This window comes from Niallia taxi (assembly GCF_032818155.1).
GTDB lineage: Bacteria > Bacillota > Bacilli > Bacillales > Cytobacillaceae > Niallia > Niallia taxi_A.
In genome coordinates this window covers 3488929-3505046 of record NZ_CP102589.1, presented here as the reverse complement: position 1 = coordinate 3505046, position 16118 = coordinate 3488929, and the positions used below count along the sequence as shown (strand labels likewise).

The following is a 16118-nucleotide window of genomic DNA, read 5'->3' as shown; positions in this document are numbered from 1 at the left end:
TATTTTTTTACATTCTAATGTATAATTATAAGAAATTTATGAATAAATATACATGGATTATCGAGGTGTGCTAAAGATGGAAGGATATTTACATTTAAGCAATGGAAAGAATTATAAAGGCGAATTTGCTACAAAGGCAAGTGAAACACTTTGTGGAGAAATTGTCTTTTTTACAGGAATGACAGGATATCAGGAGGTTTTGACAGATCCGTCCTATAAAGATCAAATCATTGTCTTTACGTATCCCCTTATTGGGAACTATGGAATCAACAAAGAAGATTTTGAGAGCAAAAAGCCGCATGTTAAAGGTGTTATCGTCTATGAAGCAAATATGCAGGCATACCATTATCAGTCCCAATATTCTCTTGCTGAATATCTGGAAAAATGGAACATCCCTTTGTTGAGCCATGTTGATACAAGATCGATCGTTAAAAACATTCGCCAGGAAGGCTCCATGCCAGCTATCCTTACGACTGATGAGAATGTAGCTAGGGAAGACTTCTTATTAGTTAAGGATGCGAAGGTGCCGAAGGTGTCAGAGAAGATACATCAATCCTACGGTGACGGTAAATATCATATCGTGTTAATTGATTTTGGGAAGAAGGAAAGCATGCTTGATGGACTTGTCGAAAGAGGCTGCAAAGTTACCGTTGTACCGTATAACACAACATTTGATGAAGTAAAAGGCTTAAAGCCACATGGAATCCTGCTGTCAAATGGACCTGGAGATCCTAAGGAGCTAACAGATGTACTGCCTACAGTAAAGCTGTTAATCCAGCATTATCCGACATTAGGAATTTGTCTTGGCCATCAGCTTGCTGCACTGGCACTCGGCGGTGACACGACAAAGCTTTCATTTGGACATCGAGGCGCAAATCATCCAGTGTTTGATAAGCGCAATAATAAAGTAATTATGTCATCACAAAATCACAGCTATGTTGTGGAAGAGGAAAGTCTTGCAAATACTGGCTGTGAAGCGAGATTCTTTAACCTTCATGATAATTCAGTGGAAGGATTGACACATAGTGTATATCCTTTGCAAACAGTTCAGTTTCATCCAGAAGCAAATCCTGGACCATCAGAAGGACATTATATATTTGATGAATTTATAGAAAATGTTAAAGCTAACAGTGGGAGAGTATTTGCATATGCCTAAAGACAACAGTATTAAAAAAATATTAGTAATCGGTTCGGGACCAATTGTAATCGGTCAAGCGGCAGAATTTGACTATGCAGGTACACAAGCATGTATGGCGTTAAAGGAAGAGGGTTATCAGGTTATCCTAGTCAACAACAATCCGGCTACGATAATGACAGACCAGACCTTTGCAGACTCCATTTATTTCGAACCACTCACTCCAGATGTATTGGAAATGATTATTGCCAAGGAAAAACCAGATGGCTTGCTTGCAACTTTGGGTGGGCAAACTGGTTTAAACCTTGCTTTCCAATTGAGCGAACAGGGAATTCTTGAAAAGTACGATTTGAAACTGTTAGGAAGCTCCATTGAATCAATCAAAAAGGGAGAGGACCGTGAGGCATTTCGCCAGCTTATGTATGAATTAAATGAACCTGTGCCTGAAAGCAAAATTGTTCATTTAGTTGATGAAGCAGTTGAATTTGCAGGAGAGATTGGTTTCCCAATCATTGTGCGACCTGCCTATACATTAGGAGGAACAGGCGGAGGAATCGCTGACAGCATGGAGGAATTCACGAAGCTTGTCAGCGGCGGTCTGAAGGAAAGTGCGATTGGACAGTGTCTTGTGGAAAGAAGTATTGCCGGCTTTAAAGAGGTGGAGTATGAAGTAATGCGTGACAGCATGAATACATGTATCACGATTTGTAATATGGAAAACATTGACCCAGTCGGTATTCATACAGGCGACAGCATTGTTGTTGCTCCTTCGCAAACATTGACAGATGTGGAATATCAAATGCTTCGCTCTGCTTCGATTAAGATTATTTCTGCATTAGGAATTATCGGCGGCTGTAATATTCAGTTTGCGTTAGATCCAAACAGCAAGAAGTATTACTTAATTGAAGTTAATCCAAGGGTCAGCAGATCATCAGCCCTTGCATCAAAGGCGACAGGATACCCAATTGCCAGAATGGCAGCGAAATTAGCTGTTGGTTATACACTGAATGAAATTATTAATCCTGTAACAGGCGATACATTTGCAAGCTTTGAGCCAGCACTTGATTATGCGGTCGTGAAGTTCCCAAAATGGCCGTTTGATAAGTTCCCAACCGTTGCAAGAAAGCTGGGTACACAGATGAAGGCAACAGGGGAAGTAATGGGAATTGATCGGAATATAGAAAGAGCACTTTTAAAAGCAATTCGTTCATTAGAAATCAAAGGTAATGATTTACGTATTCCAGGAATTGCTGCTTTGAGTACAGAGCAATTGTACGCAAAGGCAAAGGACCAAACAGACGAAAGATTTTTTGTTCTGATCGAACTGCTTCGCAGAGGAGAAACAATGGAGGCAATTCATCAATTAACGAAAATCGACTTATTCTTCCTACAGATTTTCAATAGACTTGTTGAGATGGAAAGAGATATACTCGCAGCTACACTTGAAACAGTAGAGCAAAAATCGCTTCAGCTTTGGAAGGAAAAAGGCTTTAGTGATGAATTTTTGGCAAGTGCTTGGAGCTGTACGGAACTGGATGTGCGCAATAAGCGTAAAGCTCTGGACATTTTACCTGTATACAAAATGGTAGATACATGTGCAGCAGAATTCGAAGCAAAAACAAATTACTACTACTCTACTTATTTTGGGGAAAATGAACAGACCGAAAGCAGCAAAAGAAAAGTGCTTGTTGTCGGGAGCGGACCGATTCGTATCGGTCAAGGAATTGAATTTGATTACTGTTCTGTGCATGGAGTATTTGCGTTAAAACAGGAAAATATTGAAACAATCATAATAAATAATAATCCAGAAACAGTAAGCACTGACTTTGCGACAGCAGACAGACTTTATTTTGAACCGCTGACAATTGAAGATATTATGAATGTAGTAGATTCAGAGGGAATTAAAGAAGCGATTGTGCAGCTTGGCGGGCAGACTGCAATCAATGTAGCAAAGGGACTAGAAGAGCATGGTGTTAAAATACTCGGCACAAACAGTCAAACAATTGATGTGCTCGAAGACAGAGAACTATTTTATCAAATGCTTGATGAAGAAAGCATTCCTCATATTGAAGGAGATATCGCTTTTGATGAATCAGGTTTGCTTGCTTCTGTTAATAAATTGTCATACCCAGTTTTAATCAGACCATCCTATGTCATTGGCGGAAAAGGGATGGAAAGAATTAATAATGATAATGACTTAAAGGCATATTTGCAGACAGATATTCCTTATCCAGTCCTTGTTGATCAATTTTTAGAGGCGTTTGAAGCAGAACTGGACTTGGCAGCAGATGGAGAAAACATTTGTGTACCTGCAATAATGGAGCACATTGAAAAAACTGGTGTTCATTCTGGTGACAGCTTGTCTATTCTTCCAGCTCAAACCCTTTCTGATTCAGTGAAAGCGAAAATGCTGACATATGCGAAGAAGATTGTTGGGAACACAGGCTATAAAGGCCTTATGAACATCCAATATATCATTGATGGCGAAAAGGTTTATGTATTAGAAGTAAATCCAAGAGCGAGCAGAACGGTTCCGATTGTCAGCAAGGTTACTGGAGTGCCATTAGTTCAAATTGCGACAAAAATATTGCTTGGGAAATATAATTTGTCAGAAGAGGAAAAGACCTTCACAGAGGACATAAACTTTGTCTGCATTAAATATCCTGTCTATTCAAATTATGCCTTGAAGGGCCTTGATTCAAAGGTTGGTCCGGAAATGAGATCAACTGGTGAAGGAATTGCCTTGGCAAATACACTTGAAGAAGGCTTGAAGAAGGTGTTCCATCCAACCTTGAAAAAAGTCGAAACCAAACAAATTGTCATAAAATCTGACAGCTTCGACAATTCCTTAAAGCAAAAAGCAGAGGCTGCTGGCCTTGTAGTAAAAACAGCAGAAGAAGCTGCAGAATTGTTGGCTGAGGAACAAACAGTTGCCTTTTATAATCCGTTAAATGGCGAAGACGATAAGCTTCTTCGTGAAACAGCAACAAGAAATCGTATTATCACATTCACACAACAGGAAAGCTTAGAAGCATTTATTGATTCCTTTAAAGCAGATTCCATTACTGTTCAATCCATTAATGATTGGCATAAAACGTTTAGAAAGGACGTGAGCACCGTATGATAGCAGCATCTGTAGACCTTAAAGGCAAGGATTTGTTAACTCTTGCTGAATATTCTCCAGAAACCATTAAAGAGTTAGTTCATAAAGCGAAGGAAATGAAGGAAGCTTATTTGAACGGAGAACTAATCGCACCATTAAAAGGGAAAACACTCGGAATGATTTTTGAGAAATCATCAACTAGAACACGAGTGTCCTTTGAAACAGGAATGTTTCAGCTCGGTGGTCAGGCACTTTTCCTAAGCTCTCGCGATTTACAAATCGGAAGAGGCGAGCCTGTTTCTGATACTGCGAAAGTATTATCACAATATGTTGATGCAATTATGATTAGAACATTTGCTCACGAGACAGTTGAGGAATTAGCAGAACATGCGACAATTCCTGTTATTAACGGCTTAACAGACCTTCATCATCCATGCCAAGCGCTGGCTGATTTGCTGACAATCCTTGAAGTGAAAGGTACATTAAAAGGATTAAAGCTTGCTTATATCGGTGACGGAAATAATGTCGCACACTCCCTGTTAATAGCATGTGCAAAGGTTGGAATGGATGTAGCTGTTGCAACACCGCCAAGCTATGCACCGAATGAGGAAATTGTATCACTAGCTAAAAGTTTTGCAGATGCAAGCGGCAGCACAATCTCGATTGTTAATGATCCAATTGAGGCAGTAACAGATGCAGATGTCATCTACGCAGACGTGTGGACCAGCATGGGCCAAGAAGAGGAAAATGAGCAAAGACTTAAAGACTTTGCAGGATTCCAAGTCAATAAAGAACTCGTGGCACACGCTAAAGCTGATTACATGTTCCTGCATTGCCTGCCAGCACACAGAGAAGAGGAAGTAACAGCCGAAATCATTGACGGACCTAACTCCTACGTTTTCCAAGAAGCAGGAAACAGAATGCATGCTCAAAAAGCGTTACTTGTGGAATTATTGGGTTAAATTATTAAAAAAGAGCCTTTTGATAGGCTCTTTTTTGTTTAGTATCGCCTTAAAAACAAAAATAATCAGCCAAAAATGAGTCAATAATTTCCGTTATTAGCTTTGGAAAAAAGGAAATAATAAATAGTGCAGTTCATGGTAAGAAACAAGGCTGTGGATCTTTAAAGCTGAGGAGGGTTTATATGGGACAGAATAGACAGTTTCGACCAGGGCAAAAAGCTCCAAATAATGGTGTATATATAGAAATAGGCGAAACAGGAAGTAATGTAAATAATCCCCAAAAACTAAAGTTGAAAGCTGGAGATCGTTTCCCAGAAACATCAAACCATAACCGCCTTTGGTCATATCAAAGAAGGCCATAAGCTTGGGGTTTAGCCAAGCTGCTTTGGAAAAAAAAGATGCCATCCGATGATTCGGGTGGCTTTACATATGGGTAAGAAATATTATAATAAAGAAAAAGGTCAAAAATGGTCAAAAGAGGTGACTTTTTATGAATCCAGAAATCATGACGGAAAGAGTCCAGCAGGCTATTACCGATGCTCAGGCACTTGCTCAAACCGAAAACCATCAAGAAATAGATGATGTTCATCTATTCTTGGCAATCCTAGAGCGCCCAGACAATCTTCTTTCGTCTGTTTTGGAAAAACTCAATAAGGATACAGATAAATTCAAGCAAAATTTAGTTGAAGAGATGAACAAAAAGCCCAAAGTCTCAATCAGTGGTAATCAACAAAGTACCATATATATAACAAATGTACTTCAACAATTATTGACAGAGGCAGAAAAGGAAAGGGAGCAGTGGGATGACGATTATCTTTCTGTCGAGCATATCCTGCTTGCTGCATTTTCCGTTCCTAATTCTGCAGTGGGTAAGCTGTTCAATAAAATCGGCATAAACAGTCAGGGATTCAGAATATCAATAAAAGATATAAGGGGGAGCCAAAGAGTGACTAGCAAAAATCCTGAAGCAACGTATGATGTCCTTTCTAAATATGGCAGGGATCTTGTAGCAGATGTGAAGGAAGGAAAATTAGACCCTGTTATTGGCAGGGATAACGAAATAAGACATGTAATCAGAATCCTATCAAGGAAAACAAAAAATAATCCTGTTTTAATTGGAGAGCCGGGAGTCGGGAAGACTGCAATCGTAGAAGGGCTTGCCCAGCGAATTGTCAGGAAGGATGTTCCAGAAGGTCTTAAGGATAAGATAATCTTCTCGTTAGATATGGGTGCCCTTATTGCAGGAGCTAAGTTTAGAGGAGAGTTTGAAGAAAGACTTAAAGCAGTATTGCAAGAGGTGAAAAATAGTGAGGGCAGGATTATCCTGTTTATTGACGAGCTTCATACGATTGTCGGTGCCGGAAAAACAGATGGTGCAATGGATGCGGGAAATATGCTGAAACCTATGCTGGCAAGAGGAGAGCTTCATTGTATTGGAGCGACAACACTTGACGAGCACAGACAATATATTGAAAAGGATCCGGCATTAGAGCGAAGGTTCCAACAGGTATTAGTTACGGAGCCAACTGTTGAGGATACTGTTTCAATCATTAGAGGGCTAAAGGAAAGATTTGAAATTCATCATGGTGTCTCCATACAAGACAGGGCAATCATTGCTGCAGCCACATTATCTGACCGCTATATTACAGACAGGTTTTTGCCTGACAAAGCTATTGATTTAATCGATGAGGCTTGTGCAATGATAAGGACAGAAATTGACTCTATGCCAATTGAAATTGATGAACTGACACGTAGAATTATGCAGCTTGAGATTGAGGAAGCGGCATTAAAAGGGGAAGAGGATCCACTTAGCAAGGAAAGACTGCTTGTAATAAGCAAGGAACTCTCTGATTTACGGGAAAAAGCAAATGCACTTCATGCTAAATGGCAGCTAGAGAAAGAAGGACTTAATAAGGTTCAAGCTAAAAAAGAAGAGCTGGAAAGAAAACGCAGGGAACTCGAGGATGCTGAGAATAATTATGATTTGAATAAAGCTGCTGAACTAAGACACGGCAGTATTCCTCATTTGGAAAAAGAATTGCAACAGCTTGAAGAACAGGCAGCTACAAAGAAAAGTGAACGATTGCTGAGAGAAGAAGTAACAGAGGAGGAAATTTCTGCGATTGTAGCAAGATGGACAGGAATCCCAGTTACGAAGCTTTTGGAAAAGGAAAGAGAGAAGCTGCTTCGTCTTGAAAGTATTTTGCATGAACGAGTAGTTGGTCAAAAAGAGGCTGTTCAGCTTGTCAGTGATGCGGTATTAAGAGCAAGAGCTGGAATAAAAGATCCGAACAGGCCAATTGGTTCCTTTCTATTTCTAGGGCCAACAGGTGTGGGGAAAACAGAACTTGCAAAAGCATTAGCATCTAGTTTGTTTGACAGTGAAGAACAAATTATTCGTATTGACATGTCCGAATATATGGAAAAACATGCTGTATCTCGTTTAATTGGAGCACCTCCAGGGTACGTTGGTTACGAAGAAGGTGGACAATTGACTGAGGCGATCAGAAGAAAACCGTATAGTGTTGTCTTGCTGGATGAAGTGGAGAAAGCACATCCAGAAGTGTTCAATATCCTTCTGCAAGTACTTGATGATGGCAGAATCACAGACTCACAAGGAAGGGTTGTTGACTTTAAAAATACGGTTATCATTATGACGTCTAATATCGGTTCACACCTACTTCTTGAAAGCAAGGAAGCAGATTCTATTCCAGAAGCAATAAAAGCTGGTGTTATGGACCAGCTGAAAGGACATTTCCGTCCTGAGTTCTTGAATCGAATTGATGAAATCATCTTGTTTAAGCCACTTTCTTTAACAGAAATAAAAGAAATTGTTCTAAAGCTTATCAGCCAATTGCAAAGCAGACTTTCTGACCAGCAAATTGATATAAGCATGACAGACCGTGCTAAAGAATATATTGCGGTTAATGGCTTCGACCCAGTATTTGGGGCGAGGCCGCTCAGACGGTTCCTGCAAAGGACAGTCGAAACAGTGCTGGCAAGAGAGCTTATTGCAGAAAAGATCACAGCAAATGACCATGTAGAAATAGATGCTGGTGAAGCTGGAATTTTCATCAAGAAAAAATAAAAAATAAGCAAATAAAAAGGGTGAAAGCTTAACGCTTTCACCCCATAATACTCACTGACAATTAGTGAGAGCCTTCCTCATGACTCGGTTCGTTTGGCAATACAGCTGCCAAAAGGAAAATGACGATAGAAAATACAGCCGCTAACACAACTCCTGTTGAGAAGCTGTAAGTTGTTCCGTTCATAGAACTAATAACGTATGTAAGCATTTGCGCTAAAAGGAATGTCCAAAAAATCGTAATAATATACCGCATACAATCACCTCACACTAATATTCAATCTGTTCTTATAGTATCATACAGGACTAAAATAATAAATCATATATCCACTCCTTTTTTTACTTTCATGGCAAAAAGAAAGCGAATTCTAATAACACCATAAGTTAAAACATTGAAAATTGGGCAAACTCCCTTACATTTTGTTCGATTGGTCATACATTAGTAAGAGAAATAACTAAAAAGGAGTTTTTAGATATGGAGAACCGGAACTTCCAACTGGATACCGAATGGAATATGATACATTATCCAACACAGCAGCCTAACGGTTTCGGTATCTTAATCATTGGTGATGACAGACATTTTGTTGATGCTAATAATAGTTTTTGGGTTCAAAATGAAGGCAAAAAATCAATTATCGACTCATTGAGAAATGAAGGGTATACGATTTTTTACTCTAATCTTTACGGCAAGAATTGGGGAAGTGAAAGATCTATCATGCTGGCGAAACGCCTGTATGAGCATATGATTCGCTCAGAAATACTCAATCCGAAGATTCACTTGATTGCAGAAGGAATGGGAGCGTTGGTTGCAATTAAACTGATGATGGAAATGAAAGAAAATATTCGTTCCGTCGTGTTATTTAATCCAATCCTGTCCTTAAACGAGCATCTTGAGGAAGAAAAGGAACATAAATTTTTCTTTAAAAAGCTTTGCAAGGAAATAGCATCCGCCTATGACAAAAATGCTAAGTTCATACCGGATTTCATCAAGGAAATGAAAGAGCATCAGCTAGAGGAAGCGGGAACTCCATCCAAAATCATCCATATTCTCCATAATGGCAAGTCTTATTACCAATCCCAACTTTTAAAGGAAAGAACTAGAAAATGGGATCAAGAGCAACTGCCAATCTTCGTATCTTATGTTCTCCCAGAAAAAAGGAGCGCTATTCCTAGACAAATCATCCGCTTTTTCAAACAATACGAAAAAAACCTCTAAATTGTTATGCTTTGCCATTAGAGGAGGCTAAAGCAAAATAAAGCTCTGGCCTCCTTTTTCCTTTTACAGAACCTTTGGTGTTTATCATGAACAGTTACATAACTGCATAAGATACAATATTGAACATCGAGGAGGCTCTACATGGAAAATGCAGTAATTTTCGGGACATACCAATTTATAGGGTTTCATCTTTGCCGTTCCCTATTAGAAGAAGGGGAAGCGGTTTATGGAATATCCTATCCGAATGTGGAAATCAAGGATATAGAGGATAAAAGGCTGGAAATAGGACGGAATGCAAATTATCAAGAGATAAGCTGGGGAGAAAAAATTACATTCGAAAGTGGAAAAATTATATACGATTGCTATGATTTATCAAAAAGCAAACAAATCGTGGAACGTATCAAAAGTGATGTACTGCAGGAACAAAACGTGCAGGAGCTAATAAGGCATAACCAAGAACTGATCTTTTTAGGAAACATCTTAGAATTTAATGAGCATGCAGAAAATTTATACTCACTATTGGAACAGCAAGGTTTGCCATACAGAGCCATTTACTTTCCGACCTTGTTTGGACCATGGCAGCCAAATGAGTTTTTGTTTGCGCAGCTCCTTGAAGGCAATGAAGAGATCGTAATAAGCGATAAGGAGTATAGGGAGGATGCGATTTTTATAGCAGACGCAGTACATTCTGTAAAAGAGCTGCTGGTAAAGAATAGCGAAAGATACATTTTTTTAAGGAGCGGCTTAAAGGATCAATGGCAGCAATGCCAGAAAGCGATAAGGGAGTTAGCAGTCGACATTCCGAGCTATGCGATTCCTCCATTACTACATTCTTATGGTGTAGCCAGTCCAAACAATAACGCAGAAAACTTGGAAATGCAAAGAAGACATATTAAGATGTATAAGTAGTAGTATGATAGTTTCGTATAAAATGAACGAAGAAAGGCTTTCAGATGAATAAATTGAAGTTAATGCTCTCCTTTTTTATTGTGCTGAGCACCTTCTTTCTTGCCTCCTGCGGACAAGCAGACAATAAGGGGCAATTGAAAAGCGTCGGTTTGCTTGTGAGTGGTACTGTTACAGACCAAGTTTGGGGCACAAAAGGGTATAAGGGTTTATTAAATATCCAATCGAAATATAATGTTGATGTATATTATAAAGAATACGTCGACTCTCTCGCGCTTACAGAAAGGGCGATCGAAGAATTTAAACATAAAGGAGTAAATCTAATTTTTGGACACGGCAGTGAGTATGCGGAGTTTTTGGATACTTTGTCCAAAAAGTATCCTGATATTCATTTAATCAGTTTTAATAGCAGTGCTAACAATGAAAACACGACAAGTGCCTCTTTTGATGGTTATACAATGGGCTTTTTTGGAGGAATGGTTGCAGGCCATATGACGAAGACTAATACAATTTCGGTGATTGCTGCCTTTGATACACAGCCTGAAGTTCAAGGATTCAGGGATGGCGCTATGTATGAAAATGAAAACGTTAAGGTGCTTACAGATTTTGTGCAGAGTTGGGATAATCGTGAGAAGGCACTTATGCTGCTAGATACAGCAATAGCGAATGAAGCTGATATTATTTATCCTGCAGGAGATGGGTTTAATGTTGATATTATTGAACAAGTGAAGGCAAAAGGGCTCTATGCAATCGGATATGTTTCAGATCAGTCTGATCTTGGCAAAATGACTGTTTTGACAAGTACTGTCCAGGATGTTTCTGAAATGTTTGACATTCTTGCCAGCGATTTTAATGAAGGGAAGCTGAAATCTGGCAATATTTCTTATGGTATGAAGGAAAATGTTATCACATTAGGAAAATTCAGTCCTAGCATAGAAGCGGCATTTATAGAGAAAATAAATCAAGAAATTAAGCAATACAAACAGACAGGAAAGTTCCCTAATCAACAATGACAAAAAGCTTGCACGTTACGTTTAAGGAGATGCAAGCTTTTTTCAGCAGGAGCTTGCTTTTGAAAGTTTAATCCAGCCACTTCTTGAACATGGGTTTTACTTTTTTTATTAGCGGTTTCAATTCATTAGCAGAATTCATAAAGAGGTCTATATTGCTGAAAACCAAGTCCATATCTATTTGGTCCAAATAGTGCATTACTCCATCACTTGCCTCTTTTTTATCCTTATTTTCCTCGCTGCTATCTCTGCTGCGGCCTCCTAAAATCCAGGAATCTCCTCTGTTCCTTTCCCGTCGTTTCTCTATTCCTTCTGACCGCTTTTCCCTGTATACCTTTTTCCCAAGCATAAAATCAAAATAGTAATCATCCTCGGAATTTTCAATTGTATCATTTTCTTCTAATTCGTTTTGAAAATCATCTTCCATTTCCGTTCTCTCCCCTTTTTGACATATCTATAGCTGCTTTGTAATTATCTTATGTTTGATAAAGAAAAGTTGTTTAGACAGGCGCTTATAAAGTGAAAAAAAGTTGCATACTATAGGAGAAATTTGTTAAAATTAGTACCAAGTCATAATAATTGATAATAATATATAAGATGCAATTGCAGATAAAAATGCCTTTCATTTTTCATTTGGCAAGCAAATAAAGTATAATCGGACATATTAAAGGAGCTGACAGCTTTGAGTACAGGAATTATTGGCCTTGGTCGTGCACTGCCTGAAAAAATACTGACAAATTTTGATTTAGAGAAAATGGTTGATACGAATGATGAATGGATTCGTACACGTACAGGCATTGAAGAACGAAGAATTGCAGATGATAATACAAATACATCTGATATAGCATATGAAGCAGCAAAAAAAGCGATAGAGAATGCAAACATCAGCCCAGAGGACATAGACTTGATTTTGGTGGCGACAGTTACACCAGATCAGCCGTTTCCAACAGTAGCATGTATGCTTCAAGAACGTCTTGGCTGCGTGAAAGCCGCAGCAATGGATTTAAGTGCTGCATGTGCCGGATTTATGTACGGCATGGTTACAGCTAAACAGTTTATTGACAACGGTGCATATAAATATGCTCTTGTCATTGGAGTGGAAAAGCTTTCAAAGATAACTAACTGGGAAGACCGCAATACAGCAGTGCTTTTTGGTGATGGTGGAGGAGCTGTCGTTTTAGGACAAGTTTCAGAAGGAAGAGGTATCCTTTCATTTGAACTAGGCGCAGATGGTTCTGGCGGCAAGCATCTTTTCCAGGATGATGATGACTTTATCCAAATGAATGGCAGAGAGGTTTTCAAATTTGCTGTTCGTCAAATGGGTGAAAGCAGTGAGAATGTATTAGTTAAAGCTGGTCTATCAAAAGAGGATGTTGACTTCCTGATTCCGCATCAAGCAAATATTAGAATTATGGAGGCATCCAGACAGCGTTTGAATCTTCCAGAAGAAAAAATGTCAAAAACAGTCCATAAATACGGAAATACAAGTGCTGCGTCTATTCCGATTTCACTTGTGGAAGAGTATGAAGCAGGTAAAATCAAAGATGATGATGTTATCGTACTTGTAGGCTTCGGCGGCGGTTTGACATGGGGAGCTATCGCACTTCGCTGGGGTAAATAATCCTTTTGAAAATAATTTACATCCTATAAAAGAACGTATAAACAAAGGAGATTGTAAACATGAGTAATAGAAGAGTAGTCGTTACAGGTATTGGTGCAGTAACACCGGTTGGTAATGATGCTGCAAAAACATGGGAAAATATCGTGAATGGAGTTTCTGGTGTTGGGCCGCTTACTAGAATTAATGCAGATGAATATCCTGCCAAAGTAGCAGCTGAAATCACTGACTTCAATCCAGAAGAATTCATGGATAAAAAAGATGCAAGAAAGATGGACCGCTTTACGCAATATGCTCTGGCAGCTTCGTTAATGGCTGTAAAAGATGCAGACTTGCAAATAACAGATGAGAACTCAGCACGAATTGGTGTTTGGATTGGTTCTGGAATCGGTGGAATGGAAACATTCGAAAACCAATATGAAATCTTCCAAAAGAGGGGCTATAAGCGTGTTAGTCCGTTCTTCGTGCCAATGCTTATTCCAGATATGGCAACAGGACAAGTTTCCATTACGCTTGGTGCTAGAGGAGTAAACTCTTGTACGGTGACAGCTTGTGCTACTGGTACAAACTCTATCGGAGATGCATTTAAAGTCATTCAGCGCGGTGATGCTGATGCAATGATTTCTGGAGGTGCAGAAGCGCCGATTACGAAAATGTCTGTTGCTGGGTTCTGTGCAAATACAGCACTTTCAACAAATCCAGATCCAAAAACAGCAAGCAGACCGTTTGATGCAAATCGTGACGGCTTTGTTATTGGTGAGGGTGCAGGTATTGTCGTATTGGAAGAACTAGAGCACGCTCTTGCTAGAGGAGCAAAAATCTATGCAGAAATCGTCGGTTACGGCTCAACAGGAGACGCATACCATATCACTTCACCGGCACCAGGCGGAGAAGGCGGCGCACGTGCGATGAAAATGGCGATCAATGATGCAGGCTTAAATCCAGAGGATGTTTCCTACCTTAATGCGCATGGAACAAGCACAGCTTATAATGACAAATTCGAAACAATGGCAATTAAAGAAGTTTTCGGTGACCATGCATATAAATTACCTGTCAGCTCAACAAAATCAATGACAGGACATCTATTGGGAGCTGCAGGCGGAGTGGAAGCAATTTTCAGTGTGCTGTCAATCAAAGACAGTGTCATTCCTCCAACAATCAATTACGAAACACCAGATCCAGATTGTGATTTGGACTATGTAGTTAATCAGCACAGAAAACAAGAAGTGAACGTAGCAATGAGTAATTCATTAGGCTTCGGTGGACATAACGCAACGATTATTTTTAAGAAATACCAATAAATAGCTAAATAGTGAGAGGATGTTAATCTACCTAAAGCGGCTCGTTGCATCTAACCACTGTAGTGGAATTAACACCTCCTGATATAACAGATAAAATATGTAAAAGACCAACCTCTAAACCGGTTGGTCTTTTTCTTATTGATAATTATTATAAATTAAAATTGACTATAATCAAAAAATGTATATAATTAAATATATAGTATTGAATTTTTTGTTAGGACATAAATTTTACTAAATGCTTTATTTTTAAGTAAAGAAAGCGTTTACTTAAAAATCCAGTCTTTTCTCATTAGGATAGACGGATTTTCACTTTACCATCGCTTTGTTTAGCAAAGGAGGATTATATGTTAAGTATTGAAAATGCAGTGCAGACATTAAAAGAGAAAAATATCCGCTTAACACCTCAAAGGCACGAACTAATAAATATTCTGTCAAAAGGAAACAAGCATTGGACAGTAGAGGAGTTATATCAGCTGTTGAATGAATCCATGCCTTCTGTAAGCATCACCACAGTTTATAATAATATCAATTTATTTTGTGAATTAGGATTAGTGAAAGAAATTCAGTTTGGAGAAGCTTTAAGCAAGTATGAATGGAAAAAAGAAGATCACTATCATATTGTCTGCAGTGAATGCGGAGAAATGGTAGATGTTTGGTATCCAGCACTAAAGGAGGTTGAAGTATTTGCCCAATCCATCTCAAAATTCGACATTAGTTCCCATAACCTCCAGTTCTACGGAACATGCAGCAATTGCGAACAAAAATAAACAAAAAGTGCAGCAGGATTGCCCTGTCTGTAAACAGCCGATGCAAAGGCTGAAGCATTCCATCATTTGCGGCTGTGGCTTTAAGATGATCGTGGATAAACGAAAGAAAATTATGTAACACAAAAAAACTCTGCACAAGCTGTGCAGAGTTTTTTTGTGGACTTTCCATAGTCATTTGTATTAACACACAAAAAATTAGAATAACATAAACTAACCATATATTCTGTTCTGTTGAAGGGAAAAGGGGGATTTTAATTGGGATAGTCAACACGAGGGAATGGCTAGACGAAAATTTTAATAAACCAGTGTCAATTTGCGAAGAGCTAAAAGGAACCTTTGAGGGGGAGCCTCCAAGAAAGGTTTATCAGCATTTAGCCAATTTTGGAATGTATAAGCCATCACGAAAAACGAAAGAAATTTATACTTCTCTTGTGAAGGAGGATGTATGGGCTAAGTGTGATAAGTTCCTTAAGAAATACAAAAAGCTATGGAATGGTCCTGATATCCCTATTTATATTTTTCCTTTTAATCAGTCTAACAGAGGTAATGATAACAAATCAGGCTTGTCATTTGCTGATATGATGTTTCTTTTTATTGGAGATATTGAGGATGAAAAAGAATTGGAAGCATTGTTCATTCATGAATATCATCATGTTTGCCGAATACATTATCAAAAGAAGGATGTTAACGAATATAGTCTGTTAGATTCCATTATCATTGAAGGACTTGCAGAGCATTCCGTGCAAATTCACTGTGGCGAGAAATACAATGCTGACTGGTGTCGTAAATATAAGGAAGAAGAGCTAGAGGAATACTGGAGCAAATATCTGAAAGATAACCTCGACGTTAATAAAAGTGACTATGTGCATGATGCCTTGTTATTTGGCCTGGGAAAGTATCCAGACATGCTAGGATATTGTTATGGATTTCACCTGATTACTAAGTTTAAAAAACAAAAAAGCTTTTCTGAAAAAGCATATTTTATTTTAGAAAGTGAAAAGTTTTTAGTATGAAT

The 16118-nt window shown here is 38.7% G+C and carries 14 protein-coding genes; 12 read left to right on the top strand and 2 right to left on the bottom strand.

Annotated features, from left to right (window positions below):
* Positions 1-76: 76 nt before the first annotated feature.
* The 5 genes from NQZ71_RS17455 (at position 77) to clpB (ending at position 8288) form a co-directional block, all read left to right on the top strand.
* Positions 77-1156 (top strand): carbamoyl phosphate synthase small subunit, encoded by a 1080-nt coding sequence (locus NQZ71_RS17455; RefSeq protein WP_317011057.1) that lies wholly within the window; start codon positions 77-79, stop codon positions 1154-1156.
* Positions 1149-4259 carry a carbamoyl-phosphate synthase (glutamine-hydrolyzing) large subunit gene (locus tag NQZ71_RS17450; protein ID WP_317011056.1) on the top strand — a complete coding sequence of 1037 codons (3111 nt, stop codon included), beginning with the start codon at positions 1149-1151 and terminating at the stop codon, positions 4257-4259. The genes NQZ71_RS17455 and NQZ71_RS17450 overlap by 8 nt, the downstream gene beginning before the upstream one ends.
* The gene (argF, locus tag NQZ71_RS17445; RefSeq protein WP_144452012.1) at positions 4256-5200 is read left to right on the top strand and encodes an ornithine carbamoyltransferase; all 945 of its coding nucleotides are present in this window, start codon (positions 4256-4258) and stop codon (positions 5198-5200) included. Before NQZ71_RS17450 ends, argF begins: the two co-directional genes overlap by 4 nt.
* Positions 5201-5382: 182 nt before the next feature.
* Positions 5383-5562: a YjzC family protein gene (locus NQZ71_RS17440; RefSeq protein WP_127735956.1), complete on the top strand. Its 180-nt coding sequence runs from the start codon at positions 5383-5385 to the stop codon at positions 5560-5562.
* 128 nt (positions 5563-5690) lie between these two features.
* Complete coding sequence (gene clpB / locus NQZ71_RS17435; protein ID WP_317011055.1) at positions 5691-8288, top strand: ATP-dependent chaperone ClpB; 2598 nt, start codon at positions 5691-5693, stop codon at positions 8286-8288.
* A 61-nt stretch (positions 8289-8349) separates the two neighbouring features.
* On the opposite strand, the gene NQZ71_RS17430 is transcribed toward clpB, so the two are convergent.
* Entirely contained in the window at positions 8350-8541 is a 192-nt protein-coding gene (locus NQZ71_RS17430; protein ID WP_127735950.1) for a YjzD family protein, read from the bottom strand.
* A gap of 219 nt (positions 8542-8760) precedes the next feature.
* On the opposite strand from NQZ71_RS17430, the gene NQZ71_RS17425 reads away from it, so the two are divergent.
* The 3 genes from NQZ71_RS17425 to NQZ71_RS17415 all read left to right on the top strand — a co-directional run bounded on the left by NQZ71_RS17425 (position 8761) and on the right by NQZ71_RS17415 (position 11420).
* On the top strand, positions 8761-9501 hold the full coding sequence (locus NQZ71_RS17425; RefSeq protein WP_144452014.1) for a lipase family protein: 741 nt from the start codon (positions 8761-8763) through the stop codon (positions 9499-9501).
* Positions 9502-9642: 141 nt separating this feature from the next.
* Positions 9643-10410 carry an NAD-dependent epimerase/dehydratase family protein gene (locus NQZ71_RS17420; protein ID WP_317011054.1) on the top strand — a complete coding sequence of 256 codons (768 nt, stop codon included), beginning with the start codon at positions 9643-9645 and terminating at the stop codon, positions 10408-10410.
* 44 nt (positions 10411-10454) lie between these two features.
* Positions 10455-11420 (top strand): BMP family ABC transporter substrate-binding protein, encoded by a 966-nt coding sequence (locus NQZ71_RS17415; RefSeq protein WP_317011053.1) that lies wholly within the window; start codon positions 10455-10457, stop codon positions 11418-11420.
* Between the two features lie 67 nt (positions 11421-11487).
* Here the strand turns inward: NQZ71_RS17415 and NQZ71_RS17410 are convergent, their stop codons facing one another.
* Positions 11488-11844 carry a hypothetical protein gene (locus NQZ71_RS17410; RefSeq protein WP_317011052.1) on the bottom strand — a complete coding sequence of 119 codons (357 nt, stop codon included), beginning with the start codon at positions 11842-11844 and terminating at the stop codon, positions 11488-11490.
* Between the two features lie 255 nt (positions 11845-12099).
* On the opposite strand from NQZ71_RS17410, the gene NQZ71_RS17405 reads away from it, so the two are divergent.
* From NQZ71_RS17405 to NQZ71_RS17390, 4 genes are all read left to right on the top strand, one after another.
* Entirely contained in the window at positions 12100-13038 is a 939-nt protein-coding gene (locus NQZ71_RS17405) for a beta-ketoacyl-ACP synthase III (RefSeq protein WP_144452018.1), read from the top strand.
* A gap of 59 nt (positions 13039-13097) precedes the next feature.
* The gene (gene fabF, locus NQZ71_RS17400) at positions 13098-14336 is read left to right on the top strand and encodes a beta-ketoacyl-ACP synthase II (protein ID WP_144452019.1); all 1239 of its coding nucleotides are present in this window, start codon (positions 13098-13100) and stop codon (positions 14334-14336) included.
* A 344-nt stretch (positions 14337-14680) separates the two neighbouring features.
* Positions 14681-15103: a Fur family transcriptional regulator gene (locus NQZ71_RS17395; protein ID WP_127735929.1), complete on the top strand. Its 423-nt coding sequence runs from the start codon at positions 14681-14683 to the stop codon at positions 15101-15103.
* A 386-nt stretch (positions 15104-15489) separates the two neighbouring features.
* Positions 15490-16116: a DUF2268 domain-containing putative Zn-dependent protease gene (locus NQZ71_RS17390; RefSeq protein WP_144452020.1), complete on the top strand. Its 627-nt coding sequence runs from the start codon at positions 15490-15492 to the stop codon at positions 16114-16116.
* Positions 16117-16118: the final 2 nt, after the last annotated feature.